General features: G+C 36.0%; 22 protein-coding genes and 2 pseudogenes. 10 read left to right on the top strand and 14 right to left on the bottom strand.

What is annotated here, in order from left to right:
- Positions 1–21: 21 nt before the first annotated feature.
- From OPR26_RS03795 to OPR26_RS03745, 11 genes and pseudogenes are all read right to left on the bottom strand, one after another.
- Complete coding sequence (locus OPR26_RS03795) at positions 22–774, bottom strand: IS5 family transposase (RefSeq protein ID WP_264702259.1); 753 nt, start codon at positions 772–774, stop codon at positions 22–24.
- Between the two features lie 57 nt (positions 775–831).
- On the bottom strand, positions 832–954 hold the full coding sequence (locus OPR26_RS03790; RefSeq protein WP_265015498.1) for a hypothetical protein: 123 nt from the start codon (positions 952–954) through the stop codon (positions 832–834).
- Positions 955–1,392: 438 nt separating this feature from the next.
- Entirely contained in the window at positions 1,393–1,764 is a 372-nt protein-coding gene (locus OPR26_RS03785) for a hypothetical protein (RefSeq protein ID WP_265015497.1), read from the bottom strand.
- A gap of 215 nt (positions 1,765–1,979) precedes the next feature.
- On the bottom strand, positions 1,980–2,942 hold the full coding sequence (locus OPR26_RS03780; protein WP_406827615.1) for an ankyrin repeat domain-containing protein: 963 nt from the start codon (positions 2,940–2,942) through the stop codon (positions 1,980–1,982).
- A gap of 39 nt (positions 2,943–2,981) precedes the next feature.
- A complete protein-coding gene (locus OPR26_RS03775; protein WP_264702259.1) occupies positions 2,982–3,734 on the bottom strand; it encodes an IS5 family transposase in 753 nt (250 codons plus the stop codon).
- Positions 3,735–3,760: 26 nt separating this feature from the next.
- On the bottom strand, positions 3,761–5,113 hold the full coding sequence (locus OPR26_RS03770) for an ankyrin repeat domain-containing protein (RefSeq protein ID WP_265015496.1): 1,353 nt from the start codon (positions 5,111–5,113) through the stop codon (positions 3,761–3,763).
- Between the two features lie 188 nt (positions 5,114–5,301).
- Complete coding sequence (locus OPR26_RS03765; RefSeq protein ID WP_265015495.1) at positions 5,302–5,649, bottom strand: ankyrin repeat domain-containing protein; 348 nt, start codon at positions 5,647–5,649, stop codon at positions 5,302–5,304.
- Positions 5,650–5,706: 57 nt separating this feature from the next.
- Positions 5,707–6,921: a multidrug effflux MFS transporter gene (locus tag OPR26_RS03760; protein ID WP_458694025.1), complete on the bottom strand. Its 1,215-nt coding sequence runs from the start codon at positions 6,919–6,921 to the stop codon at positions 5,707–5,709.
- Positions 6,922–7,173: 252 nt separating this feature from the next.
- Positions 7,174–10,362 carry a glycoside hydrolase/phage tail family protein gene (locus tag OPR26_RS03755; RefSeq protein WP_265015494.1) on the bottom strand — a complete coding sequence of 1,063 codons (3,189 nt, stop codon included), beginning with the start codon at positions 10,360–10,362 and terminating at the stop codon, positions 7,174–7,176.
- Between the two features lie 449 nt (positions 10,363–10,811).
- Positions 10,812–11,121, bottom strand: a pseudogene (locus OPR26_RS03750) (transposase); the annotation flags it as partial.
- A gap of 20 nt (positions 11,122–11,141) precedes the next feature.
- Positions 11,142–11,507 carry a transposase gene (locus tag OPR26_RS03745; RefSeq protein ID WP_264731180.1) on the bottom strand — a complete coding sequence of 122 codons (366 nt, stop codon included), beginning with the start codon at positions 11,505–11,507 and terminating at the stop codon, positions 11,142–11,144.
- Positions 11,508–11,823: 316 nt separating this feature from the next.
- Here OPR26_RS03745 and OPR26_RS03740 point away from each other — a divergent pair, with 316 nt between their 5' ends.
- Positions 11,824–12,765, top strand: a complete 942-nt coding sequence (locus OPR26_RS03740; RefSeq protein ID WP_265015493.1) for a hypothetical protein — start codon at positions 11,824–11,826, stop codon at positions 12,763–12,765.
- A 3-nt stretch (positions 12,766–12,768) separates the two neighbouring features.
- Here OPR26_RS03740 and dcd read toward each other — a convergent pair whose 3' ends face one another.
- Positions 12,769–13,326: a dCTP deaminase gene (dcd, locus tag OPR26_RS03735; RefSeq protein ID WP_265015492.1), complete on the bottom strand. Its 558-nt coding sequence runs from the start codon at positions 13,324–13,326 to the stop codon at positions 12,769–12,771.
- 156 nt (positions 13,327–13,482) lie between these two features.
- Here dcd and OPR26_RS03730 point away from each other — a divergent pair, with 156 nt between their 5' ends.
- Positions 13,483–13,713: a hypothetical protein gene (locus OPR26_RS03730; RefSeq protein WP_265015491.1), complete on the top strand. Its 231-nt coding sequence runs from the start codon at positions 13,483–13,485 to the stop codon at positions 13,711–13,713.
- 58 nt (positions 13,714–13,771) lie between these two features.
- Complete coding sequence (locus OPR26_RS03725; RefSeq protein ID WP_265015490.1) at positions 13,772–14,788, top strand: substrate-binding domain-containing protein; 1,017 nt, start codon at positions 13,772–13,774, stop codon at positions 14,786–14,788.
- 88 nt (positions 14,789–14,876) lie between these two features.
- Here OPR26_RS03725 and OPR26_RS03720 read toward each other — a convergent pair whose 3' ends face one another.
- Complete coding sequence (locus OPR26_RS03720; protein ID WP_265015489.1) at positions 14,877–15,749, bottom strand: ankyrin repeat domain-containing protein; 873 nt, start codon at positions 15,747–15,749, stop codon at positions 14,877–14,879.
- A 139-nt stretch (positions 15,750–15,888) separates the two neighbouring features.
- Here OPR26_RS03720 and OPR26_RS03715 point away from each other — a divergent pair, with 139 nt between their 5' ends.
- The 3 genes and pseudogenes from OPR26_RS03715 to OPR26_RS03705 form a co-directional block, all read left to right on the top strand.
- On the top strand, positions 15,889–17,322 hold the full coding sequence (locus tag OPR26_RS03715) for a TrkH family potassium uptake protein (RefSeq protein ID WP_265015488.1): 1,434 nt from the start codon (positions 15,889–15,891) through the stop codon (positions 17,320–17,322).
- Between the two features lie 300 nt (positions 17,323–17,622).
- On the top strand, positions 17,623–18,375 hold the full coding sequence (locus OPR26_RS03710) for an IS5 family transposase (RefSeq protein ID WP_264702259.1): 753 nt from the start codon (positions 17,623–17,625) through the stop codon (positions 18,373–18,375).
- A 19-nt stretch (positions 18,376–18,394) separates the two neighbouring features.
- Positions 18,395–18,850 (top strand): annotated as a pseudogene (locus tag OPR26_RS03705) (MFS transporter); the annotation flags it as partial.
- 27 nt (positions 18,851–18,877) lie between these two features.
- On the opposite strand, the gene prfA reads toward OPR26_RS03705, so the two are convergent.
- On the bottom strand, positions 18,878–19,957 hold the full coding sequence (prfA, locus tag OPR26_RS03700) for a peptide chain release factor 1 (RefSeq protein ID WP_007548640.1): 1,080 nt from the start codon (positions 19,955–19,957) through the stop codon (positions 18,878–18,880).
- A 95-nt stretch (positions 19,958–20,052) separates the two neighbouring features.
- Between prfA and yihA the strand changes: the two genes are divergently transcribed.
- From yihA to OPR26_RS03680, 4 genes are all read left to right on the top strand, one after another.
- The gene (gene yihA / locus OPR26_RS03695; protein WP_265016284.1) at positions 20,053–20,649 is read left to right on the top strand and encodes a ribosome biogenesis GTP-binding protein YihA/YsxC; all 597 of its coding nucleotides are present in this window, start codon (positions 20,053–20,055) and stop codon (positions 20,647–20,649) included.
- 4 nt (positions 20,650–20,653) lie between these two features.
- A complete protein-coding gene (gene argB, locus OPR26_RS03690) occupies positions 20,654–21,565 on the top strand; it encodes an acetylglutamate kinase (RefSeq protein ID WP_265015486.1) in 912 nt (303 codons plus the stop codon).
- Positions 21,566–22,106: 541 nt separating this feature from the next.
- Complete coding sequence (locus OPR26_RS03685; RefSeq protein ID WP_264702259.1) at positions 22,107–22,859, top strand: IS5 family transposase; 753 nt, start codon at positions 22,107–22,109, stop codon at positions 22,857–22,859.
- 674 nt (positions 22,860–23,533) lie between these two features.
- Positions 23,534–25,249, top strand: coding sequence for an ABC transporter ATP-binding protein (locus tag OPR26_RS03680; protein ID WP_265015485.1), 1,716 nt, complete (start codon positions 23,534–23,536; stop codon positions 25,247–25,249).
- Positions 25,250–25,305 lie beyond the last annotated feature (56 nt).

The raw sequence follows: 25,305 nt of genomic DNA, 5'->3' as shown, positions 1-25,305 counted from the left end.
CTAGGCTCTGTGGACAAAATTTTAGAGAAGCCATACAAGAGCTCCAACAAAATTGAGAAAACCCATAAAAACCTCAGCAGTTTTATCAAATCTGGAAAAAATGCGCCTAAAATTTTTAATTTTACCAAAAAAACACTCAATCAAATGACGTTCTTTGTAGATATGCTCATCGTAATACCTTTGCACTTTTCGATTCCGTTTTGGCGGAATAACTACTGTACATCCCTTGTCTTCAAGACTTGTAACAAAGGCATTGCTATCGTAGCCCTTGTCAGCTACTACAGTAGAGTTATAGATACTTTCGGTCAACACTTGTGCCTGCGTAATTTCATTTCTTTGACCAGGAGTCAGAGTAAATTTAAGTGGATTTCCAAGTGCATCGACAAGCGCATGTATTTTAGTTGTAAAGCCACCTTTGCTCCTCCCTAAAGCTTCTTGATCCTTGGAGTTTTTTGTATATCCAGATGAACATGGATGGGCTCGGATGATCGTACCGTCGATTATAGCAACTTCTAAATCAGGCTCTTGTTTAGTATATTCAAGCAATTTTTTCCAGACATCTCTTTCACACCATCTTTTAAATCGCTTATGTATACTCCTGTAATTACCATAAGTTTTTGGTAAAAGTCTCCATTGGCAACCACTTCGCACTATGTACCACACTGCCTCTATGAATATTCTTAAACGTTTTTCATCTTTGCTGTGCATTCCTTTTACGCTTTTTATGAACTCTAAAATTTGTTTCCAATTTTCCTCTTTGATGTAATATTGCATATGGTAGTTTCTCCATTTTTTACCTATTAGGCTAAACTACCATCTTTTTCTCTCTTTTCATATTTTTTGTCCACAGAGCCTAGCTTTTTGCTGGTCCATAACATATTCACTACTATTCACCACTTTACCTTCCAAATTAAAGTGTTTACGTCTGCGTATCCCAGATATTACTTTGGGCATTAGCTTCTTAAACAATCCTTCCACATAGCAGCTTGTGGTTGGCTACCTACTTATATTTTTATGAATATAAGAGCTTTTATGTGGTTACTCCGTTCCATGGCTTCGTTTCACGTTAAACTTAGATTCCTACTATTTGCCGGAAGCTGGGAACATCAATAACTAAAGTCTTCAATCTTTAGTTCCCCTTTTGCTTCGTACCATTTTGGTCTATGCGTAGTTCAACCTCTTTTCGCATACTATGCTTTGACGACAATTCAAACATAGGTTCCTCTCGTAATCATATCTAACTCTGTTTGCAGGGATTCACCATGAGGTTTAGTGTTACCTGCTTTTATCTCATGCTTGCATCCCAAAGGTTGCCACCCTTTAAAAGGTGAGATATACATTATCCCCGATGTCTAGGGAAAGTGGAATTTAACCACCACAAAACCACGACTTTCAGGGTCGCACTAAAGAAAAACCACCAAAAAATGATGCAATTAATGAAAAAGGCTTCATAAGTATACTAAACAAACTACCAAAAAAAGAGCTCGGCTGTTCTTCTGTTTGTGCTGTATTACTTGTTGATGATCCACCTACTGAACTAACACTATTTTGTGTGGGAGCAACAGGCTGTGCACTTCCGGTTGTTACATCAGTTCCTTTTTCTCCACTGATGTCTTGCTTCCTCTGTGATTCTTCCTCTGAATCTTCTTTTTTTATAACGTCTGGTTCTGGTTTATCCTCAGCTACTTGCTTTTCTTCTTCTTCCTCCTCTTCCTCTGAATTTTCTTTTTTTATTTCTTGCTTTTCTTTCCCAGTATCCCCCATAAGTGTTGAAAGTGCAGTCACACAAGGTGATTAATGGTATGTAAATCTCCTCTTGATATCAACCTTCGTTGTTGGGAAAGCAGATAAACCACGTCAAAAATTCGCTTAAACCTTCTAACCACAGGCAAAAAGGCGCTTTTTTGATTTATTTTATTATCATTGAAATTTATGCCATTAACCACCTTATATAATGCCACTTATAGCACTTTCAACACTTATGCAGTATCCCCCTGTGGATCTCCTTCATTCTTTGTCGATCCCGAATCAGGGTTTTCTGCATTTTTTAATAGAGCTTTTATTTCTTCCGTCTTAGCTAAATCGAAAGGAGTTTTTCCATCTTTGTCTACTATATTAACATTTTTTGAGTAGCCTATTAGAACTTCTACCATCTCTGTTTTATCAAAAAAAGCAGCCAAATGTAAGGGAGTATTTCCATCCTCATCTACTATATTAACATTTGCTCCTATACTTGATGGATTATCACCAAGTGGCTCTTGTGATAGTCTTTGTAACAGTGTTTCTACCTCCTCCTCATCACCCTTTTTAACAGCTGAGCACAAATCTTCGATGTCTTTTTGTGCTTGTTCTAGAACTTTTACTACCTCGTTGTGATCATTTTGAGAAGCAAGATTTAAAGGAGTATTGTTTTTGTTATCTTTTGCATAAACATTAATTCCTTCTTCTTTTATTAGAGCACTTACTATCTTTGTATGACCATTTGCAGCAGCCAAATGTAAAGGAGTACTTCCATCTTTATCTTGTGTGTTAACACTTGCTTCCATAGTTATTAGATGTCTTACTTCAGCAATATCACCATTTTTAGCAGCCTCAAGTAAAGCAGCATTTTTTAGTAGAGAGCGTGTTTCGTCGTTTAAATTAGTGAATTTATCTGCACATGCTTTCTTAACATCTGCTCCTCCGTTTATTAGAGCTTTTATTACATCTACATGAACGTTTTCAACAGCCAAACATAGAGGAGTCTCTTTCTCATTATTTCTTGCATTAACATCTGCTTCTTTTTCTAATAGAGTGTTTACTATATCCGTATAGCCCTTTTTAGCAGCCCAATGTAAAGCAGTATTTTCAGAATCATCTTTTGCCTTAACATCTGCTTTTTTTTCTAATAGAGTGTCTACTATATCCGTATAGCCCTTTTCAGCAGCCCAATGTAAAAGAATCCTTCCATCTTTATCTGCCTAGGCTCTGTGGACAAAATTTTAGAGAAGCCATACAAGAGCTCCAACAAAATTGAGAAAACCCATAAAAACCTCAGCAGTTTTATCAAATCTGGAAAAAATGCGCCTAAAATTTTTAATTTTACCAAAAAAACACTCAATCAAATGACGTTCTTTGTAGATATGCTCATCGTAATACCTTTGCACTTTTCGATTCCGTTTTGGCGGAATAACTACTGTACATCCCTTGTCTTCAAGACTTGTAACAAAGGCATTGCTATCGTAGCCCTTGTCAGCTACTACAGTAGAGTTATAGATACTTTCGGTCAACACTTGTGCCTGCGTAATTTCATTTCTTTGACCAGGAGTCAGAGTAAATTTAAGTGGATTTCCAAGTGCATCGACAAGCGCATGTATTTTAGTTGTAAAGCCACCTTTGCTCCTCCCTAAAGCTTCTTGATCCTTGGAGTTTTTTGTATATCCAGATGAACATGGATGGGCTCGGATGATCGTACCGTCGATTATAGCAACTTCTAAATCAGGCTCTTGTTTAGTATATTCAAGCAATTTTTTCCAGACATCTCTTTCACACCATCTTTTAAATCGCTTATGTATACTCCTGTAATTACCATAAGTTTTTGGTAAAAGTCTCCATTGGCAACCACTTCGCACTATGTACCACACTGCCTCTATGAATATTCTTAAACGTTTTTCATCTTTGCTGTGCATTCCTTTTACGCTTTTTATGAACTCTAAAATTTGTTTCCAATTTTCCTCTTTGATGTAATATTGCATATGGTAGTTTCTCCATTTTTTACCTATTAGGCTAAACTACCATCTTTTTCTCTCTTTTCATATTTTTTGTCCACAGAGCCTAGATCAACATCTGTCAACTTATCTAATAGAAGCTGCTTTATATCTTTGCGTTCATTCTCAACAGCCCAATGTAAAGGAGTCTTTCCATTTTCATCTGTTGCAGTAATCTTTGCTTCTTTTTCTAATAGAGTGTCTACTATATCCTTATAGCCCTTTTCAGCAGCCCAATGTAAAGTAGTTTTTCCAAGACTATCTTTTGCTGAAACACTAATCTTTTCTGCTGTTAGTAGCACTTTTACTACACCTTCATGGCCATTTGCAGCAGCCCAAAATAATGCCCGAAAATATTCATTAACATCGATTTTTTCTGCTGTTAATAGCACTTCTACTACACCTGCACGGCCATTTATAGCAGCCAAACGTAATTCCTCAGAAAGTATTTTAACACCTATTTCTTTTTCTTTTGTTAATAACACTTTTACTACACCTTCACGGTCATTTCTAGCAGCAAAACGTAATGCCCGAGGATATGTATTAACATCAATTTCTTTTGCTGTTAATAGCACTTCTACCACACCTTCATGGCCATTTTTAGCAGCCAGCCATAAAGAAGTCATTTGTTGATGATCTTCTTTTGCATTAACATCAGCTTTTGCGCCTATTAGAGTCTTTACTATATTCGTATAGCCCTTTCCAGCAGCAAGATATAAAGGAGTCACATTCATAAATGCTCTTGCATCAACATCAGCTTTTGCGCCTATTAGAGCACTTACTATATTCGTATAGCCTTTTTGAGCAGCCCAATGTAGAGGAGTCTTTCCATGATCATCTGTTGCATTAACCTGTGCTTTTCCTTCTTCATTCAACAGATTTTCTACATCATCGATATTACCGTTTTTAGCAGCCTCAAGCAGTTTATCATTGGCATCTTTTACGCTTTGCAATAGATTTTTTATTTTATCATTGGCTAAATCGAAAGGAGTCTCTTCTGTGTCATTTTTTGCATCAACATCTGCTCCTTTATTTAATAGAATTTCTACTATCTTTTCATGGCCATTTTCAGCAGCGAAGTGTAAAGGAGTATTGTTATCTCTATCTTGTGCATTAACATCAATTCCCTCTTTTCCCAATAGGGATTCTACTACCTCTTTATGGCCATTTTTAGCAGCCCAATGTAGAGGAGTATTTCCATTTTGATCTGTTGCATTAACACTTGCTCCTTCACTTATTAGATGTCTTACTTCATCAATATCACTATTTTTAGCAGCCTCAAGTAATTTAGCTGTGTTTTGTAATAGAGTTTGTATTGCTTCGTTAGGAGTTAAATCCATAAGTGTTGAAAGTGCTATAAGTGGCATTATATAAGGTGGTTAATGGCATAAATTTCAATGATAATAAAATAAATCAAAAAAGCGCCTTTTTGCCTGTGGTTAGAAGGTTTAAGCGAATTTTTGACGTGGTTTATCTGCTTTCCCAACAACGAAGGTTGATATCAAGAGGAGATTTACATACCATTAATCACCTTGTGTGACTGCACTTTCAACACTTATGGAGTTAAATCTAAGGGAGTGTTTCCCTCTTCATCTTCTGCATTAACATTTGCCCCTTTGTCCAATAGATCTTTTACTATCTCTGCATGGTCCATTTTAGCAGCCAAATGTAGAGGAGTCCTACCACGATTATCTACTACATCAACCTTCGCCTCTTTATTTAATAGCATTTCTACTACATCTTTTTTGCCACCGGAAGCAGCCAAATGTAAAGCAGTATTTTCAGAATCATCTGTTGCATCAACATCAGCTCCTTCACTTATTAGACTTTTTACCTTATCAAATTCACCTTTTTTAACAGCCTCAAGTAATTCAGCATTTATATCTTTGTTTGAATCACTCATCTCAAACCTTCTGTAAAACTATACTGTTATAATAAAACCGTTAATAATCTATGACCTTTATGTTCCTGGATCACGCAAATAATGCCCGTGTTTTTCAGTATATTTGAGCCGGCTGTACATAAGAATCGCAATTGTAGAGCATACTATTGTTAATAGTAAATTTGGTAAAATACCATAGCGAAAAAATTTTCCCACTATATATATTCCAATAGCCCCAAACATCATATTGCAGAATGAGAGGACTGCACTACCAAGCCCTATACCTTTGATCGTTTCTAAAGCAGAAGTTACGTTATTGCTGATTACTAATGCAAGCCCAATATTGGCTGGAATCCAGACAACTTGAAGAATTAATATATTCAACTTGTCCGCGAAATAAAAATATACCAATAAACTATCGGATATTATCGGTAACACCAAACCTATTATTAGCATTTTGCTAACCCCTACTTTTGGTACATACCTTCTATTAATTAAAGTTCCAATTATGTAGAATATGACTATGATCGATATGAGGTAGCCAAAATACTGTACTTCAATGCCCATTGATTCAAATATGAAAGGGTAGTTAGCAATGTATGCCCAAAGCCACATGAAAGTTAATCCATGAATGGCTGAAAACCCAAGGAAACGATAATTTCTAAATATTGATATATATTGCTTGCAGATATTAGTAGTTATGTTGGTTATATTTTTATTCACAGTGAGTGTTTCTTGCAACTTAAAGTAAATAAAAATAAGCATAGCAATTGCCGCAAGTGACATAATAAAAAACAAAAATTTCCAATGATAACCATGTGAAATTATATAACTGCCCACCACTGGAGCTATTCCAGGTGAGAGTGCCACAACCATATTTAATTTTGAAATTACTCTCGAGTATTCACTACCTGAGTACATATCCCTTATTGCTGCATACCCAACAACACCTGCAACACCAGCCCCTGCCCCTTGTATGAAGCGAATTAGTATCAAGAGCGCAATGCTGTCGGCTATATAACACATAACACTTGCCAAAGTAAAAATTGTCATACCAATCAGCATCATTGGACGCCTACCATAATGGTCTGACAATGGCCCATAAATTAATCCAGATACTGCAAATCCAACTAGATTCAAGCTAATTGTAAGCTGCACTACACTGCCTTCTACTTTAAAATAATTGGCAATGCTTGGTAGTGCAACTGAGTATAGGTCGGTTGCCATATCGACAATTGCTACAGACAATATCATAATAAGAGAGATAATATTTTGCGAAAGAGCTGTTTTCACTTAATGATTTACTGGATTAAATATACTTGATTATAATATATTTTTTTCATTAGTATATTAATTTAACTACTGAAATTAAGAGTAGCTATTCGAGAAAAAGCCTGTGAAGGTTCTATCCAGTAGGGTGTCATGCAAGTAGCTGACACTGCCCTCCTTTGTCATCCGAGTAGCTGACACTGGGATCTTAAGTTAAAAGCCTGAATTTCAATATTTTATCTTTGATTATTCAAGTTTAAGTTTAAATACTGAGCATCAATTATTCAGGACCTTCGCCTCCGTATTATCCAATGAATCACCATAAGTTACTGCTTTAAGGTAAAACTTTCTCCCTGGTTGCACTTCAAAAGATATGATTGAATCATCAAGTAGAACAAATTTTTCACCTGCGGTGTCTTTAGTGCCTTCTTGCCCTCTAATTAGGTTGCTAAGCTTATATTTATTTTTATCTATGAGTTCAGTATTCTGGAACTTTATTACCTCTTTTCCGATTAATGCTGAATTTGAATCGATAATTCCTAGCAGCTTACCAAAACGTAACACTACTATAAGCCCCTCGTCAGTAGATTCCATTACATATCCGTAAGTAGACTGTTTATTTGTGCTTGCGATAGGCTTATAATCCTTATCGTTGTACGAAATAAAGAGTGTTGCTCCTTTCCAATTCTTTTCCTCACTAATTAAAGTAAAGCTTGCGCTATTACCTTTAACATGCGGTAAATCTATCATTTCTATGATGGTTTTGCTGATGTGAGAAGGAGGGTATTCCTTCAGCATAAGTGACCTTGTTGAAGGAAAAGAGAGCTTATATATAGAGCGATCATAACTAACACCGCTTACTTGAATGGACATGCTTTCAAATTTTGTTTTTATAATTCTCACCGTATGCTTTTTCTCACCGTCTAAAATCGTTATTACATCACTTGGCACAAGCCACGCATATTTTATCGGCAGCTTGAAATTGTATATATTTCTCTCTTGCCACGAAGAATAAAGTAAAACCTCAGCTATATTTTGCGCCTCCCCCTCTTCCATAATGAGCGGTATTTCAACTGTTATAGCAGTGCCTTGCTTTGGAAGTTCAGCATATTTAACATCAATTGGATAGCCAAAATTGCGGTTAAAGTAAACGATGTTAACTTTATTGTTTAAATCCAGTTGACTAATATTAACAAGTTTTGAATTGTTACTGAAAACCGTTTCACCAATTGGCATTACAGTTGTAACTCCCCTGCCCTTTTGGACAAATTTCAGTTTAGAGCCCTGTTCAACCACATCAAAAAAATAGCAACTTTGCAGCATTTTAATAATAGAACGTACGGGTTGCTGGTCGTTTATCACATATCCAGACAATAACCCTTTGACGCCACCTGTATCAAACTGATCGCTTTTTAAACCTGCTTTTTGTAATAGATCCGATAAAACATCGGAAATATTAAGCTGTGAAAGCTTTCCCTGAATCCAATGTCCTGTTTGCCAATTATGGCAGTCAGTCCACATATCGCACAAGTTGGGGAAATAAGGAAATGGCCTTGCATCCCATGCCCAGAGAAACATTTTTTCTACCATTTCTGAGCTTTGCCACTTCTTTAGCGTTCCTTCAATTGCAATTTTTTGCGAAAGAAAGCTCACCTCTCCGTTTGAATATCGTGGATATTTGCTCTCTATGCTGCCTTTGTCAACAAACACATTTGGCTCATTAGTGCAGCCGTTCATACTGGGAAATCCATACTCAGTAAACCATATTTTTTTCATTTTTGGTTGCCATTTTGTTTTACTACCACCGGGGTTTATGTGAGCTTCACTCCACCATTTCTCTATATTTTTCCACGCATACCTGCTGTCGTTATACTTTACTTTTTCAGGTTCACTCTTTGAGTAATCATAGAAATAATCATACCCCACTCCACTGCTCCAACCACCCATTACATCTTCCGCGGAATAACCAAAAGGAGGCTCTGGCCCATCAGTCAGTGGAAAATAAGCATCTATGCCAACAACGTCGATGTACTCTGAAGACCACAGTTCATCCATATTATACCAACCATCATATGAGTGGTATTCGCTCCAATCCGCAGCATAAGTTACTATGACTTCTTCCCCAAGCTGAAGTTTTATTCGCTTTGCAAGCTTAACTAGCTCTATAACGGCAGGGTAATTCCCTTGTTCATCCCTGATTTTGGTAAGTTCAACAAATTCAGAACCAATGATAAACCCTTCCACTTTAGTTTGTTTGGCAATGCTTGCATAATGCTCTATAAATTTGTTATACTGATTCTTAAAAAAATCACTTATATCTTCAGGAGTCCCGCTCAATCTTCCTCGCCACTCTTTATTTTCTGTGTCAAGTAAGGGCATTGGATAGAGCATCACCTTGTAGCCTCTGCTGTGTAGCTCTTCTATATATCTTATTAGCGCTGAATCACTAACTGTGCCACCATATCTTGGGTTTCCACTCGCATCTTTTGAAATTAGCTGAGCATCATCTCTGGTACTACTTCCTACTTGCCAATCATCAGGTAATATTGCGGAATCATCTTGAAATTCAACTGCAGGGTATATTTTACAATCTTTAATGTTCAGATCATTCACAAACCAATTGACTACTACCGATACCCACTCAACATTTGGCAAATCTTCTTTCAATTGATCCAAAGAAAGCACTGCATCGCTCTTTTTAGTGTGGTTGTTATGATTTACCCTTTGTGCCAGCCCATATGGGATATATTGGTTGCTGCTTATTTTCTCTTGCGCGATTTTCTTCTGTATTTTTGTATCATATACAAACTCTCCTGAGCCTGGTATTATATTGATATTCTCAATATTTTCTGCTATTGAAAATCCACTGGGTTTTAATGCAGTTTGCACTTCAAATGTGAATATCGGGACGCGATTGTTATAGTCTGCTAAAGGAAAATTCTTGATAACTATGTAAGATATTCCCCTATAAGCCGGCACACCTTCGATTGACGACATAAATGGATCAGGATTTTGGTCTTCTGCACCGCGGTAAAAAGTATAATCTATTTCATCAAAGCTAAGTGATGTTGTATCTGCCCAGATTCTGTTTAATTTTTCTACTTTCCCCTTGCAGATCGCAATTGCAAGCGTTGCATAGTAATTATATGTAACGTTCATACCTCTTCCAATTTTACTTTTGGTGGTTATCGCCTCTTCTTTTATTGGCTGTGACCAAATAATGTTTCCTGCAACACGAGCAGTGCCATAGATAATTGGTATCGTCCTTCCATAGGTTGAGGTTTGAACTTGCAGATTTTTTAGTCTCGCACCATGCGTTACTTTTTGCTCAGCATCAAGGCTAAACATCGCACCATCAAGCTGCGCACCAAGAAGAGCACCGAGTTCTGAGCCGATAATCTGGCCAATTGGCCCAAAAATGCTGCCTGCTTGACCAAAAATTGATGATAAAATTATTGTAGACATAATGATCCTCCTTTTTGTTTCTATAGCTAATGTAGGCTCTACGTCATGCCGCCGCGCCGCATAAGTGTTGAAAGTGCAGTCACACAAGGTGATTAATGGTATGTAAATCTCCTCTTGATATCAACCTTCGTTGTTGGGAAAGCAGATAAACCACGTCAAAAATTCGCTTAAACCTTCTAACCACAGGCAAAAAGGCGCTTTTTTGATTTATTTTATTATCATTGAAATTTATGCCATTAACCACCTTGTGTGACTGCACTTTCAACACTTATGCGCCGCGCCGCTAACAAGCAGCGGGATGACGAGCTTATCGTTATGCCGCCGCGAACCGTCATACCGCGATTCATTCGCGGTATCTCTTAGAGCATGTCTTCAAACTGAAGAATGAGCTAATTTGTGAAGCATAATAGTGATCATATTAAAGAAGATATAGTTTTTTGAGGTGAGAGGAGAATGCTCGTAATCTTTACTCATGCGCCTAAAATTGGAAAGCCAGGCAAAAGTTCTTTCAACAATCCAACGTTTGGGAATAACTTGAAATCCTGTATCAACTATTTTCTTGGCAATCGTTAATAAACATCCCGTTTCCAATAAGCATCTGTTTTGTAATTTACCTATGTACCCTTGATCAGCAAAAAACTTACGTAAAGTTGGAACTTTGCATTTAGCTTGGGCAAAAAGATTTAGAGCACTATCACGATCTTGAATACTTGCACTCTGTACTTCAGCAGCAATTACAAGACCCACAGTATCTACAATAATATGGCGTTTTCTGCCCTTTATTTTTTTGCCAGCATCATATCCTCTGGATCCCCTTTTTGAGTAGTTTTCACTGACTGGCTATCAATTATACCTACTGATGGAGTCTTATTTTTACCAATCATCTCTCTTACTTTTTTAACTAGAAAATCATGAATTTCTTGCCATATTCCACTTTTTTTCAAGCGCGAATTACAACTATATACGGTTTTCCATGGTGGAAAATCTTTAGGCAGTTGTCTCCATTGACATCCTGTTCTCATCATATAGCGGATTGCATTAATAATTGTTCTAATACTATGTTTTCTTGGTCTGCCGGTCTTTTTAGGTTCAAAATATGGCTCTATTGTCTTCCATTCTTTGTCACTTATATCGCTTGGGTACATCTTAAAATGTACCTTATACCATACTTCTTAACTTCTTTCTACTCAGTTTGAAGACATGCTCTTAGCATAGATTTCGCTAACTAGTAGCGGAATGACGAATTTGTCATTTTACAGCCACTTGGATGACAATTTCCTACTAAATAGTAGGAAATTCAATAATTTACAATAAATAATTGAAGTTTTTAATTAAGAAAAGCACATGATGTAGCTATAATCATTGTAAGCAACAATGAAAAAGTACGGAAGTAAAAAATTTATGTTGACTTTACAATATCAATTCTGAGTATAATTTAGTATTATAAAAATGGTAGTGAAAATGAAATTTGAAATGTCGGAAGAGAATAGTAAAAGAGTTTTGTCTGGTACAAAATGGATTGCTAATGTTGGTCAAAGCTATCTTGCATCACTGAATAACACAACTAGTTCTGGAAAAAAATTAATCAACGCTTTTTTACTTGTTCCAATCATCGTGCCTACTGCTATAACAGTGTTATCTTTTGGTTTTACTATGCTATTTTTAAATGCTGTAAGTGCTCAAAAAGATGATTCTAAATTATCTAAAGTAATAAAGTTTATAGTTAAATCTCTAATCTGTATAGCTGCTGCTGCGGTTTTAATTCCGTGCATTATATTAAACCTAGTAATTTCACTGATACCATTTCTTATTTTTCGAGCTATCAATAAAGATATGTTTAGTCAAAAAAATATAGAAAACAATCAAGGTCAACCAGTAAATAAAGTTGAGGTGAATAATGGCGAAGAATACAATAAGCGTGTTGAAGAAGAAGCTAATAAGTTAGGGCAACAAAATGATGTGGAGCAAGATCAATCAGACACTGATTTATGCCAACCACTAATGAGAAGTGGTCAGCTACATAATCAACCAAATATAGAGGTAATATCTCGAGTAGTAGAAGGTGTAGATGAGACTGTTATAGCAAAGCATATAAATAATGATGGTATACAAGATGGTAAAGCAGTGATACGAACAGTTGGAAATGATCGTAACTTCACTGTTTGTAGTGTTGTTACTGGAGATGCTACTAACCAACAAGAAAGCTTCGCTACTGCTATGAAGTTATCATGTAACATTGTTGAGAATGGAATAGATATGCAATTTGGCTGCAGTATGCGTACAGGGGATACTCAACAAGAAGCAAAACAAGCGCTAATGCAAAGTGAATCAGCGCGAACTTTGCTATCTGGTAATAGTGGAATATTGTCTATAGAGCAGCTTGGTAGCTCACAACGAAAGTAGTAATTATTTCACCAGCGGCAAAGTGATACCATACTGATTCATATATTTTCCTTTCATATCATCATATGATTTCTCGCATTCACTTTCACCGCTTAAAAATACGAATTGGCATGCGCCTTCATTAGCGTAAATTTTCGCAGGAAGCGGAGTGGTGTTTGAGAATTCGAGTGTGACATGACCTTCCCATCCAGGTTCTAAGGGAGTAACGTTTACTATAATTCCACACCTTGCGTAAGTTGATTTACCAACACAAATGACCAGTACATTTCTTGGTATACGAAAATATTCCACTGTGCTTGCAAGCACAAAGCTATTTGGTGGAATTATGCATACGCCTGTTTCTTTATCTATAAAACTATTCTCAGAGAAATTTTTAGGGTCCACGATGGCTGAATTAACGTTAGTAAAAATTTTAAATTTATTATCCACTCTTGCATCGTAACCGTAAGATGATAGTCCGAAAGATATAACACCTTTGCTGCTTTTGTGATTCACAAAAGGCTCTATCATTCCAAAATTTTCAGCTTTTTCTCTTATCCATTTATCTGGCATAACTGCCATAATTGCCCCTTAAAGTTGTGTAATACTTACAATAATATAAAATAAAATTTAAATGTAAACTGTAGCTTTTGTCATGCAAGTAGCTTGTATCAAATCACAATGTTCATACAGTTATGCACATGACGCTGGGATGACAATGGATTATTAACTAACAAATTGTACATGGTAAATGATGTCATTCCAGTCTGGAATCCAGAAAACTTACCAGGTAATAAGAACTGGATCCCAGTGTCTGGGCACTGGGATGACACCCTCCTCGTGGAAATTGCTCTCAAATCACAATGTTCGTACAGTAAGCTGCTTGCAGACACCATTGTTACAATTGTTCATGCAATTGAAATAGCGGTCAATTGGATTAGCTATAGGTCAATCACAAGAGAAAATTAAAGCTTTTCAGTTTGATTTTTTATTACAATAATTAGATTTATGTTCTTAACTAAAAATAATGCTTAGAAACTTTCTCCTGATTTTTGTATTCGTATTATTCACGCCGCTGTCAAATGCTGATGCCAGGAAATACATCAGAATTGTTGGGTCTTCAACTGTTTTTCCTTTTATCTCATTTGTAGCCGAGGAGTTCAATCGTGTATTCTCTTTTAAGACTCCAGTTGTGGAATCGATAGGAAGTGGATCAGGGTTCAAAATGTTTTGCTCAGGAATAGGGGAAGACACGCCAGACATCACCACTTCATCTCGCCCTATGAAGGAAGTAGAAAGAGAACTATGTAAAAGGAATAAAATTAATGAAGTGATAGAGATCATCATTGGCTATGATGGAATTGTCATTGCAAATTCAAATCAAAGCCATAGATTTGATTTCACAAAAAAGGACTTATTTGAAACTTTATCTGCATATTCTCAAGAAAATGATAAATTAGTAAAAAATAATAAAAAGTTTTGGTCTGATATAAATCAAGCCTTACCAAAAACAGAAATTGAAATTTATGGTCCACATCAAAATACGGGCACATACGAAACTTTGGTTAATTCTATTATGTTCGATCAATATTCATGCATGAACTCGAGAATTTTCAAAGAGAATTATAAAGATCAGGAAGAAAGAAAGAAAGCATGTGGTAATATAAGGGATGACGGAAGGTATATAGAAGTTGGAATTAATGAAAACATAATAATACAAAAATTGAAAAGTAACAAAAACGCCTTAGGGATATTTAGTTTTAGCTTTTTAATGAGGAATCAAGATAAAATACAAGGGAGCACAATTGCAGGAATTGAGCCAACTTACGAAAATATATCATCGGGAAAATATATATTAGCAAGACCTCTATACCTTTATATAAAGAAAGAACACCTGGATACTGTTGATGGATTAAGAGAATTCGTAAAAGAAATTATAGATTCGATCAGCATTGAAGATGGGTATCTATCTAGGCTTGGTCTAATTCCACTTTCAAGTGAAGATATAAAGAAAGCTTCAGCAAAGGTTTATGATATAAAGTGACGGCAACACTTCTTTTCTTTGACATTTTTTATTCTGGAACGTCTATAGTCAGACCCCAGCGCGCCGCGCTGGGATGACATTATTAACGTTATACTTCTTGTTGTTGTGTAAACGTTTTTTCCACACTTGGATCTTCTAAAACCTTAGCAATAGCACCCATTAATATAACTGCTGCCAAAACTGTTAAAGCAAGTGCAACTGCAGGATACGCTAACATATAGGCTGCAACAGCACCAGCTACGCATAGTCCAGTAACACCTAGAGCAATCTTCCCTTTGTGTTTACTCCAGAAGGTTGTATCGTTTTTTTCTGGGGTTTGTTTGCCAGTAGACTCACTGCTTTGTTTCTTTTCTTCTGAAGGAGCCTTTAGAGTATTTATTATACTTTCCATATCTTCCTTATTTTTTACGCACTGTTTATGAAACTCAGCCCACTCTAATAGAGATTCACCATGTGGAGGTTTTACATCAACCTTAGCCTTTTTTTCCATTAGAGCTTTGAATGTCTCTAAATCGCCACGTTCAACAGCCTTAGATATTGGAGTCATTCCATCTGCACCTGCTGCGTTAACATCAGCCTTTTCTATTAGAAGATCTACTAAAGCTTTATTAGTAGGATTATCAAATTTCTTTTCAATAGCAATAATCAATGGAGTCAATCCACCTTCACCCACTGCATTAACATTAGCACCTACTTTTATTAGAAGATCTGCCACCTTTGAATCTGCACGGTTAAAAGCAACCGTTAATAATGTGTGTTTAGATTCTGTGTGCTCATTAGCAGTAGTAAACACATGATCTAAACTAAATTTCCCTTTTTCCCACTCTTTATATGCATCTGAATCTGATAATAATTGACTTTTTATTGCTCTAATTACGTCACCTTGATTCAGACTGCTGCCAGCACTTACGGACTTTAACGCTTGGTATATTTCTGAAAACTGTTTGTATTCGTAACTCATATTTTACCTCTATTTTTTATAACAAGTTTAATTATCACACATATTTACAAGTAAGTCAAGAATAACTGTTAATAAAGGCCAACAAAGTGCTTGACGTTAGAATAGCTTTTATGGTTTTGTATAGCTAGAAAGTAACTCTATGGAACGCTTACGCTCAATTGTATTTATTGTGGGAATATTCCTATTGCTGTTTAGCTTAGCAATGCTTATTCCTGCTGTTACCAATAAGTATCTCAGCTACGAATGGAAAAATTTTCTCGCTGGATTCATAATTACCTGCACATCTGGCGTAACTTTTATTTTGCTCGGTAAATTAAATGGCATGCCGGCAATTTTTGCGATTACTAGTTGCACCTGGATTGCCTTGCCTCTGTTTGCAGCTATTCCTTTCTATTTTGATAATCTGAGCTATGTTGATGCATTATTCGAAACGATATCTGGCATCACAACCACAGGGGCAACTATATTTAATGATATTGAAAAACAATCTCCAGGAATATTGCTGTGGAGAGCAATGCTACATGGCATGGGGGGTTTTGGTATAATCACTTTAGGAATTGCAGTTTTTCCTATGTTTAAGATTCTCAGCCTAAATAATTTACTTTATTCTGAATATTCAGATGCTACAAAAAGGAAGTTGCCGAACACGCGAAGCGTAGTAATTCATATTACAGCAATATATTATGGCCTAATTTTGTTATGTATATTTTCCTATTATCTGGCTGGTATGCCACTATTTGACGCAATATGTCACGGAATGTCCGCTGTATCAACTGGTGGATTTGCTAACTATAATGATTCTATAGGGCACTACAATAACCCTATGTTAGAAGCCATAACGATCGTTTTTATGATTTTGGGTTCTCTGCCTTTTCTTAGCTATTTAAAAATCATAAGACGGTTAGACATTTGCCATGATGAACAGGTCTCTTACTTTGTTAAGATAGCCATTGTTTCATCTTTATTTGCTTGTTTTTGGTTGTATAAAAATGTTGATTTAGGAGTGTTATTATCATTTAGATGCAGCACATTTACCATTACTTCCTTGATTACGTCAACTGGTTATGCAATCTGTAATCATATAGATTGGAGCTTCATTTCAGTCTTAGCTTTTTTTCTAACCTTTGTTGGTGGATGTAGTGGTTCTTCAAGTGGTGGCATCAAAATCTTTCGTTTGATCATTTTTCTAAGGTCTATAGGAAATCACTTTCGCCTTTTATTAAACCCAGGTACAGGTAATAGGGTAAAATTCAACGGAAAAACCCTGGAGAGTGATGAAGTTCACTCTGTCTTTATATTTTTTGCAATTTTCATGTTAACGTTTACCATTTCATCAATAGTGATATCTTACTTAAGCAATGCAGACTTTATAACTAGCATCAGCTCAGTCTCTGCAACGCTTACAAACTCTGGCCCAGGGTTCAGTAACTTAATAGGTCCTTCGGGTAATTATTCCTCTTTCAGTAATGAAGTAAAATTATTTCTATCGTTTTTAATGCTGCTTGGCAGACTTGAAATATTGCCAATCTATTTTTGTATAGGCAATTTATTCTTATTTAATAGAAAGAAATAGTTGGTGAAATTTGATATTATAGCTAAACTGACTTACGACAATTTGAAAAACCGTCATTCCGCTACTTGTTAGCAGAATCTATACCGCGAATAAATCTACAACTGTACGAACATTGCAATATGGCACATAGTAAACGATGTCATTCCAGTCTGGAATCCAGCTTCTATGCAACCTCATCAAAAACATTCATTTAGTATAAGACCAGCTACTTTCCATGCTAGGCTCTGTGGACAAAAAATATGAAAAGAGAGAAAAAGATGGTAGTTTAGCCTAATAGGTAAAAAATGGAGAAACTACCATATGCAATATTACATCAAAGAGGAAAATTGGAAACAAATTTTAGAGTTCATAAAAAGCGTAAAAGGAATGCACAGCAAAGATGAAAAACGTTTAAGAATATTCATAGAGGCAGTGTGGTACATAGTGCGAAGTGGTTGCCAATGGAGACTTTTACCAAAAACTTATGGTAATTACAGGAGTATACATAAGCGATTTAAAAGATGGTGTGAAAGAGATGTCTGGAAAAAATTGCTTGAATATACTAAACAAGAGCCTGATTTAGAAGTTGCTATAATCGACGGTACGATCATCCGAGCCCATCCATGTTCATCTGGATATACAAAAAACTCCAAGGATCAAGAAGCTTTAGGGAGGAGCAAAGGTGGCTTTACAACTAAAATACATGCGCTTGTCGATGCACTTGGAAATCCACTTAAATTTACTCTGACTCCTGGTCAAAGAAATGAAATTACGCAGGCACAAGTGTTGACCGAAAGTATCTATAACTCTACTGTAGTAGCTGACAAGGGCTACGATAGCAATGCCTTTGTTACAAGTCTTGAAGACAAGGGATGTACAGTAGTTATTCCGCCAAAACGGAATCGAAAAGTGCAAAGGTATTACGATGAGCATATCTACAAAGAACGTCATTTGATTGAGTGTTTTTTTGGTAAAATTAAAAATTTTAGGCGCATTTTTTCCAGATTTGATAAAACTGCTGAGGTTTTTATGGGTTTTCTCAATTTTGTTGGAGCTCTTGTATGGCTTCTCTAAAATTTTGTCCACAGAGCCTAGCACTATTTATGCACTACATCAAGGTGCAATAGTTGGGTGCTTCTCACTCATCAGTCTATTTGCTGGCAAAATCTTGCAGAAACTTGGAGCAATAAAGTGTGTAATTTCTGGTACGAGCGTGGGTGCTATTGGGTCTCTATTGCTTGTAATATTCAGTATAATTGTACCCCACTCTTTCTACTTAGTAACACTGTCTATGATTATTTTTTCTATCGGTTGTGCAATTTTCCAGCCAGTGATTTTTAATGCATCAATAAATGTTTTCCCTGAAATTAAAGGCACAGCTTCTTCTGCAGTCTCGTTCATTAGAGCTTTTATCATGGCTATTTTTATCGGCTTAACAAGCTACATTTACAATGGTCAAACAATTAGTGTAGCTGTTCTTGTTCTATCCGCGATAGTACTAGAACTTGTTTTTACTGTCTATCTATTGCGTTTAAAAGATCCTATGTAATTAATAAAGATATTCCATTGTAGGCTGCTAACTTTCCCCTGCCAATCTTTCTGCTTCATTACGTGAAATTAATGCCTCAATAAATTCATCTAGTTCGCCTTCTTTTATAATCTGCTCTAGCCGATGTGAAGTTAGATTAATTCTGTGGTCTGTTATTCTTGATTGCGGAAAGTTATATGTTCTTATGCGCTCGGAACGATCCCCAGAGCCAATCTGACTTTTCCTCATTGTTGACCTTTCCATTTCTTTTTTTTGTCTTTCAATTTCGTATAGCCTTGCCCTCAATACTTTGAGCGCTTTAGCTTTATTTTTGTGCTGCGATTTTTCATCTTGCTGTATCACAACTATCCCTGTTGGCAAGTGGGTGACCCTTACTGCGCTGTCAGTTGTATTCACTGATTGCCCTCCAGGACCACTGGATCTATAAACATCTATTCGTAAGTCTTTTTCTTCTATTTTAAAGTCAACTTCTTCTACTTCAGGTAATATCGCAACAGTAGCGGCAGAGGTATGTAACCTTCCTGAGGATTCAGTTTCTGGCACTCTCTGTACTCTGTGCACCCCTGATTCAAATTTCAACCTTGCAAAAACTTCTGTTCCATTAATGAGTGCAGAAGCTTCCTTATAGCCACCTATACCTGTATTAGAAATGCTTATTGGCTCGAACTTCCAATTTCTTCTTTCTGCATATTTTTGATACATACGAAATAACATTGCTGCAAATAATGCTGCTTCTTCTCCGCCTGTACCTGCTCTAATTTCTAATATTGCATTTCTTGAGTCATCTTCATCTTTGGGCAATAATGCTAACTTTAATTTTGCTTTTATTTTTGGTAATAATACCTTGTGCTTTTCGAAAAATTCTTCTTTTGCTAACTCTTTTATATCACCTTCGCTGTTTTCATCTTTCATTATTTCTTCTAAGTCTGAAATTTCCTCTTTCAGCGTGTTATATTCATCAATTATCTTGATTATTGGCCTGAGCTCAGAGTATTCCTTTGAAAGGGTAATGAATTCTTTTTGACTTAAATTGGTAGGATTTTCCAAATTTCTCTCTATATCATTAAATTTTTTCTTTAAGTCTTGTAAATTATTTTCCATATCCATATAGCACAGATCTAGCTAAGTAATATATACTGAAATAAAAAATTTCTTATATCAAGCAATAACACTATAATATACCTACTACCTTCTACTTGAATATAATGGCAAAACAGATAACATCAAACTGCAATTTCATATTTGGAGCTTCGGACATGAAATCATTACCAGATGAGTCGGCTCCAGAGATTGCGTTTGCTGGTAGATCAAATGTAGGAAAATCCAGTCTGATCAACTTACTGATAAACAGCAAAAAAGCTGCCAGAGTTTCCTCTAAACCTGGATGCACTAGACAAATAAATTTTTATTCTATGTACAATGATAAGTTCAGACTCGTTGACCTACCAGGGTATGGTTATTCTCATGCAGGTAAGGAGGAAATTATACAATATTTAAACTTAATTGAGTATTATCTAATTCAAAGAAAAAATCTAAGAAGAGTGTTTGTGTTGATAGATAGCAAGGTAGGATTAAAAGAAATAGACAAAGACTTCATTTATTGGTTAATATATAATAACATTAACTTTAATATTGTGCTAACAAAAATAGATAAAGTGAGTCAAAAAAGCTTAGGTGCTGTTATAGAAGATATTCAAAAATGGATTAATAATGAGAATGTGTCAATTCATCAAATAAGCACTCGTGTCAAATGTAAAATAGCCAAGGTAAGAGATGAGTTTTTCAAGTTTACAAGATAAAAAAATGAAGAGTAGTGAATTTTTAAAGGGTGAAGTATCATTTGGACAAAAAGCAGAAATATTACTTGAAGTGCTATCTAACATACCTAGCTTTGTAGGCGAGACTTTTGTCATTAAATGCGGTGGTACAATAATCTTAGATGAAACACTATTTAATACTTTTGTGCATAATGTTGTCTTATTAAAGCAGCTTGGTATAAATCCGGTAATAATTCATGACGGAGAATATGAAATTAACTCAGTGTTAAAAATGCTGGATATGAACAGTAAGTTTGTGAATGGTATCAGACTTACAGACAAAGACACTATGAAAATCATTGAAATGGCACTGTGTGGTTCAGTTAATAAAAAAATTGTTCAGCATATAAATTCTGCTGGTGGTTCAGCTATTGGATTATGTGGAAAAGATGGTAACTTAATTAAAGCCGAAAAAATAACCGCTACGCTTAGAGAAGATAGATCAAATAATATCGAAAAGATATTAGACATGGGGTTCATCGGTAGACCCACTGAAATCAATCCTGATATATTATTTTTTATTGAAGAATCAGATTTTATACCAGTTATTGCACCAATTGGTCATGGAAAAGATGGGGAAACATATCATATTGATGCCGATAGCACTGCAAGCGCAATCGCAATCGCAGTTTCTGCATCTAAAATGATAATCTTGAGTGACACAGATGAAGAAATAGATAAAATTGGTGGCAGGAAGATATCTGTTAAAAATTTAAATGCATCGATTGATTGTGGGAAAATTAAAGGGGAAAAATTTATTGAAAGGCTTATGGCATACGTTAAAATGGCGGAGGAATGTGCTGGAGTTGTTCACATAGTTGATGGTAGAATACCTAACATTATGCTTGATTTATTTACTGAGAATAATTCGAGCATATCAATTGTGAGTGATTTATAACTAGACAACTACACGAATAGACTTCTTGCATAACCATATGACGAGCTTTTCTTGGGAATAGAAACAAAAAACTTACTTGACAAACTCCGCCAGCCCTCTTACCATAAAACTGAAGCTATTTATTTATCTTCGCAATCTGCAGATTAAAACGACAAAGGGAACTTTGTATTTGGCGTAAATCATGCTTAATTTTTTGCACTATGTGCACCTCATGTCTTTATAAAACTTCTGGGTTTCTACCTATATAAGCCGAAACGCGCTTATAAAGCGTTTAAGACATCAAAAGACGTCAAATAGAACAAGGGAGAATTTGAATACTAGCTACCCTAGGTTTTCTTTGCCTTTTTTTCTGCTTAGTAAATTTCTTAAACATTTAAACTAAGGTGAGTTGCATTTAAAAGCAGCTAAATTGCAGCGTTTAAGACTTAAAAAACGCCAATACTGAAAATAGACAATGACTAGGCTCTGTGGACAAAAAATATGAAAAGAGAGAAAAAGATGGTAGTTTAGCCTAATAGGTAAAAAATGGAGAAACTACCATATGCAATATTACATCAAAGAGGAAAATTGGAAACAAATTTTAGAGTTCATAAAAAGCGTAAAAGGAATGCACAGCAAAGATGAAAAACGTTTAAGAATATTCATAGAGGCAGTGTGGTACATAGTGCGAAGTGGTTGCCAATGGAGACTTTTACCAAAAACTTATGGTAATTACAGGAGTATACATAAGCGATTTAAAAGATGGTGTGAAAGAGATGTCTGGAAAAAATTGCTTGAATATACTAAACAAGAGCCTGATTTAGAAGTTGCTATAATCGACGGTACGATCATCCGAGCCCATCCATGTTCATCTGGATATACAAAAAACTCCAAGGATCAAGAAGCTTTAGGGAGGAGCAAAGGTGGCTTTACAACTAAAATACATGCGCTTGTCGATGCACTTGGAAATCCACTTAAATTTACTCTGACTCCTGGTCAAAGAAATGAAATTACGCAGGCACAAGTGTTGACCGAAAGTATCTATAACTCTACTGTAGTAGCTGACAAGGGCTACGATAGCAATGCCTTTGTTACAAGTCTTGAAGACAAGGGATGTACAGTAGTTATTCCGCCAAAACGGAATCGAAAAGTGCAAAGGTATTACGATGAGCATATCTACAAAGAACGTCATTTGATTGAGTGTTTTTTTGGTAAAATTAAAAATTTTAGGCGCATTTTTTCCAGATTTGATAAAACTGCTGAGGTTTTTATGGGTTTTCTCAATTTTGTTGGAGCTCTTGTATGGCTTCTCTAAAATTTTGTCCACAGAGCCTAGGGTTTCTTTTGCCTTTTTTTTTATTTGGTAAATTTCTTAAATATTTATAGCTAAACGACAACCGTCATCCCGCTACGTGTTAGCGGGATCTATGCTTTGAGATACCGCGAATGAATCGCGGTATGACGGTTAAGTAGGGTGTCATCCGAGTAGCTGACACTGGGATGACAGGAAAAGAAGGCTACTTGGATGACATCATAGAGGTGCTGGCCTGACAATCGTCATCCCGCTACGTGTTAGCGGGATCTATGCTTTGAGATACCGCGAATGAATCGCGGTATGACGGTTAAGTAGGGTGTCATCCGAGTAGCTGACACTGGGATCTAGAAAAAAAGAAGCTGGATCCCAGTGTCTGGGCACTGGGATGACAAAAAAGGGGCTACTCGGATGACAAAGAAATAGGCGCTGGGATGATAAGAAAGGAGCACTGCCATTATAGAGTGAACCAGTGTCTGGGCACTGGGATGACATCATAGAGGCACTGGGATGACACCTTGACAATTTGAAGAACCGTCATCCCGCTGCGTGTTAGCGGGATCTCTTGTTAGCGGATGAGATACCGCGGCGGTATGACGTTAGCTATTGTGCTACACCTTTTCCCTTTCCCCTGAAACTAAAATCTATATACTTAACTTTAGAAACTTCAAAATACGATGCGATCTAATATTAGAGAGTTATTTTGCTATATAAAGCCTAATCTATCTTATTTCATCATAGCTTTCATTGCAGTTTTATTTTCAGCCTTAACGATCCTCCTCTTTGGCAGAGGCTTAAGCAATATAATTGATTCTGGCACAGAGCACGATTTTACTACCAAACTATTAGTTGCAATACTTATAGTTTTAGCCATTTCTCTCACTGCATTTACTCGGTTATATTTCATTGGCATTGGCAGCGAGAAAGTTATCGCACGAATCAGATACAACTTATATAGCAGTATTACCGATTTACAACCAAGCTTCTTTGAGAACACAGGCGTACAAGATGTTATCTCAGCGTTAATTACTGATACATCTGTGCTGCAATCAATAATAAACAGCAGCTTACTAACCATATTACGAAATTTTGTAATTCTGATTGGTAGTGTTGCCATGTTATTATATACAAATATACAACTAACTGCGTATGCAGCCGCAATAATACCTATACTACTCATTATCATGACCTCACTTGGAAAAAAAGTGCGTAGCCATGCACGCTTTGCCCAGGATAAATTAAGTGAGCTTGCATCACTTAGTGAGGAAAATTTTCGGTCTATCGTAACCATCAAATCGTTTGTACTCGAAGAAAACGAAAAAATCCGTTTTAAGGAACATTTAAACTCAGTATCAAAATCATACGTAAAATTAGTACTCTTGCGTGCTATTTTAGTAACTCTAGTTATCACGTGTGTGATAGGTTCACTAGTTGTTTTGCTCTTCTTCGGTATTAAAGAAGTCTTAAGCAATAATATAACTATTGGAGAACTCTCCTCATTTGTGTTTTATTCAGCGCTTGCGGCAGGAGCTATAAATAATTTGAGCGATAATACCAGTGATTTACAACGAGGTCTTGGAATAGTAGAACGTTTATTTGAATTTACAAATATGAAAAGCTCTATAGCAGATGCCGATGATCCTATAAAAATTTGTAGTGTTCAAAAAGGAATTTCGTTTAATGGAATAACATTTTTTTATGAATCTCAGTCTGATAAGCCAGCGTTAAATAACGTATCATTTTCTATAGAGGCAGGTCAAGCAGTGTCAATTGTTGGCCCATCTGGCAGTGGTAAAAGTACCATTTTAAAGCTTCTGCTCCGTTTTCATGATCCAAATAAAGGTAGCATTACTATCGATGGGCACAACATTAAGTCAATTGCACTAAATGACCTCAGATCGTTGTTTGGCTTAGTGCCACAAGATCACATGATATTTTCTTGCTCAATAATGGAAAATATACTATATGGCAAACCGGGTGCTGAATATGAGAAAGTGAAGCAAGCAGCTATCAGTGCTTATGCGATGGAATTTATTGATAAGCTGCCTGATAAATTTGATACATTTGTAGGAAAAAGAGGATTAAAACTTTCTGAAGGGCAAAAACAACGCATTATAATAGCAAGAGCGATACTAAAAAATCCTCAGATTTTAGTACTGGATGAAGCAACCTCTGCCCTTGATTATAAAAGTGAGAACCTCGTGCAAAAAGCATTGAGCAAGTTAATGCAAAACAGAACAACGATCGTAATTACACACAGACTATCAACCGCACTTAAAACTGACAAGATTATAGTAATTAATCATGGAAAAGTAGAAGAAGTAGGAACTCATAACTCTCTAATGAGTAAAGACGGGCTGTATGCAAAACTGGCGAAGATACAGTGGAATTGAAAGAAAATTTACATCACATCGTTAGTTGATATGCTAGATTTATAATTAAAGTTATT

The sequence above is a fragment of the Wolbachia endosymbiont (group A) of Anoplius nigerrimus genome (assembly GCF_947251795.1).
Taxonomy (GTDB): domain Bacteria; phylum Pseudomonadota; class Alphaproteobacteria; order Rickettsiales; family Anaplasmataceae; genus Wolbachia.
The sequence above is the reverse complement of the archived record's forward strand: the minus strand, read 5'-3'. Positions and strand labels throughout refer to the sequence as shown.

Bases quoted from the DNA above. Each gene is read 5' to 3' on its own strand.
- prfA (WP_007548640.1), bottom strand. From the start codon at position 19,957: ATGGATATGGAAAATAATTTACAAGACTTAAAGAAAAAATTTAATGAT.
- OPR26_RS03720 (WP_265015489.1), bottom strand. From the start codon at position 15,749: ATGAGTTACGAATACAAACAGTTTTCAGAAATATACCAAGCGTTAAAG.
- OPR26_RS03715 (WP_265015488.1), top strand. From the start codon at position 15,889: ATGGAACGCTTACGCTCAATTGTATTTATTGTGGGAATATTCCTATTG.
- OPR26_RS03725 (WP_265015490.1), top strand. From the start codon at position 13,772: ATGCTTAGAAACTTTCTCCTGATTTTTGTATTCGTATTATTCACGCCG.
- OPR26_RS03770 (WP_265015496.1), bottom strand. From the start codon at position 5,113: ATGCCACTTATAGCACTTTCAACACTTATGGATTTAACTCCTAACGAA.
- argB (WP_265015486.1), top strand. From the start codon at position 20,654: ATGAAGAGTAGTGAATTTTTAAAGGGTGAAGTATCATTTGGACAAAAA.
- OPR26_RS03680 (WP_265015485.1), top strand. From the start codon at position 23,534: ATGCGATCTAATATTAGAGAGTTATTTTGCTATATAAAGCCTAATCTA.
- OPR26_RS03755 (WP_265015494.1), bottom strand. From the start codon at position 10,362: ATGTCTACAATAATTTTATCATCAATTTTTGGTCAAGCAGGCAGCATT.
- OPR26_RS03795 (WP_264702259.1), bottom strand. From the start codon at position 774: ATGCAATATTACATCAAAGAGGAAAATTGGAAACAAATTTTAGAGTTC.
- OPR26_RS03785 (WP_265015497.1), bottom strand. From the start codon at position 1,764: ATGGGGGATACTGGGAAAGAAAAGCAAGAAATAAAAAAAGAAAATTCA.
- OPR26_RS03745 (WP_264731180.1), bottom strand. From the start codon at position 11,507: ATGTACCCAAGCGATATAAGTGACAAAGAATGGAAGACAATAGAGCCA.
- dcd (WP_265015492.1), bottom strand. From the start codon at position 13,326: ATGGCAGTTATGCCAGATAAATGGATAAGAGAAAAAGCTGAAAATTTT.
- OPR26_RS03685 (WP_264702259.1), top strand. From the start codon at position 22,107: ATGCAATATTACATCAAAGAGGAAAATTGGAAACAAATTTTAGAGTTC.
- OPR26_RS03710 (WP_264702259.1), top strand. From the start codon at position 17,623: ATGCAATATTACATCAAAGAGGAAAATTGGAAACAAATTTTAGAGTTC.
- OPR26_RS03775 (WP_264702259.1), bottom strand. From the start codon at position 3,734: ATGCAATATTACATCAAAGAGGAAAATTGGAAACAAATTTTAGAGTTC.
- OPR26_RS03790 (WP_265015498.1), bottom strand. From the start codon at position 954: ATGCCCAAAGTAATATCTGGGATACGCAGACGTAAACACTTTAATTTG.
- OPR26_RS03740 (WP_265015493.1), top strand. From the start codon at position 11,824: ATGAAATTTGAAATGTCGGAAGAGAATAGTAAAAGAGTTTTGTCTGGT.
- OPR26_RS03765 (WP_265015495.1), bottom strand. From the start codon at position 5,649: ATGAGTGATTCAAACAAAGATATAAATGCTGAATTACTTGAGGCTGTT.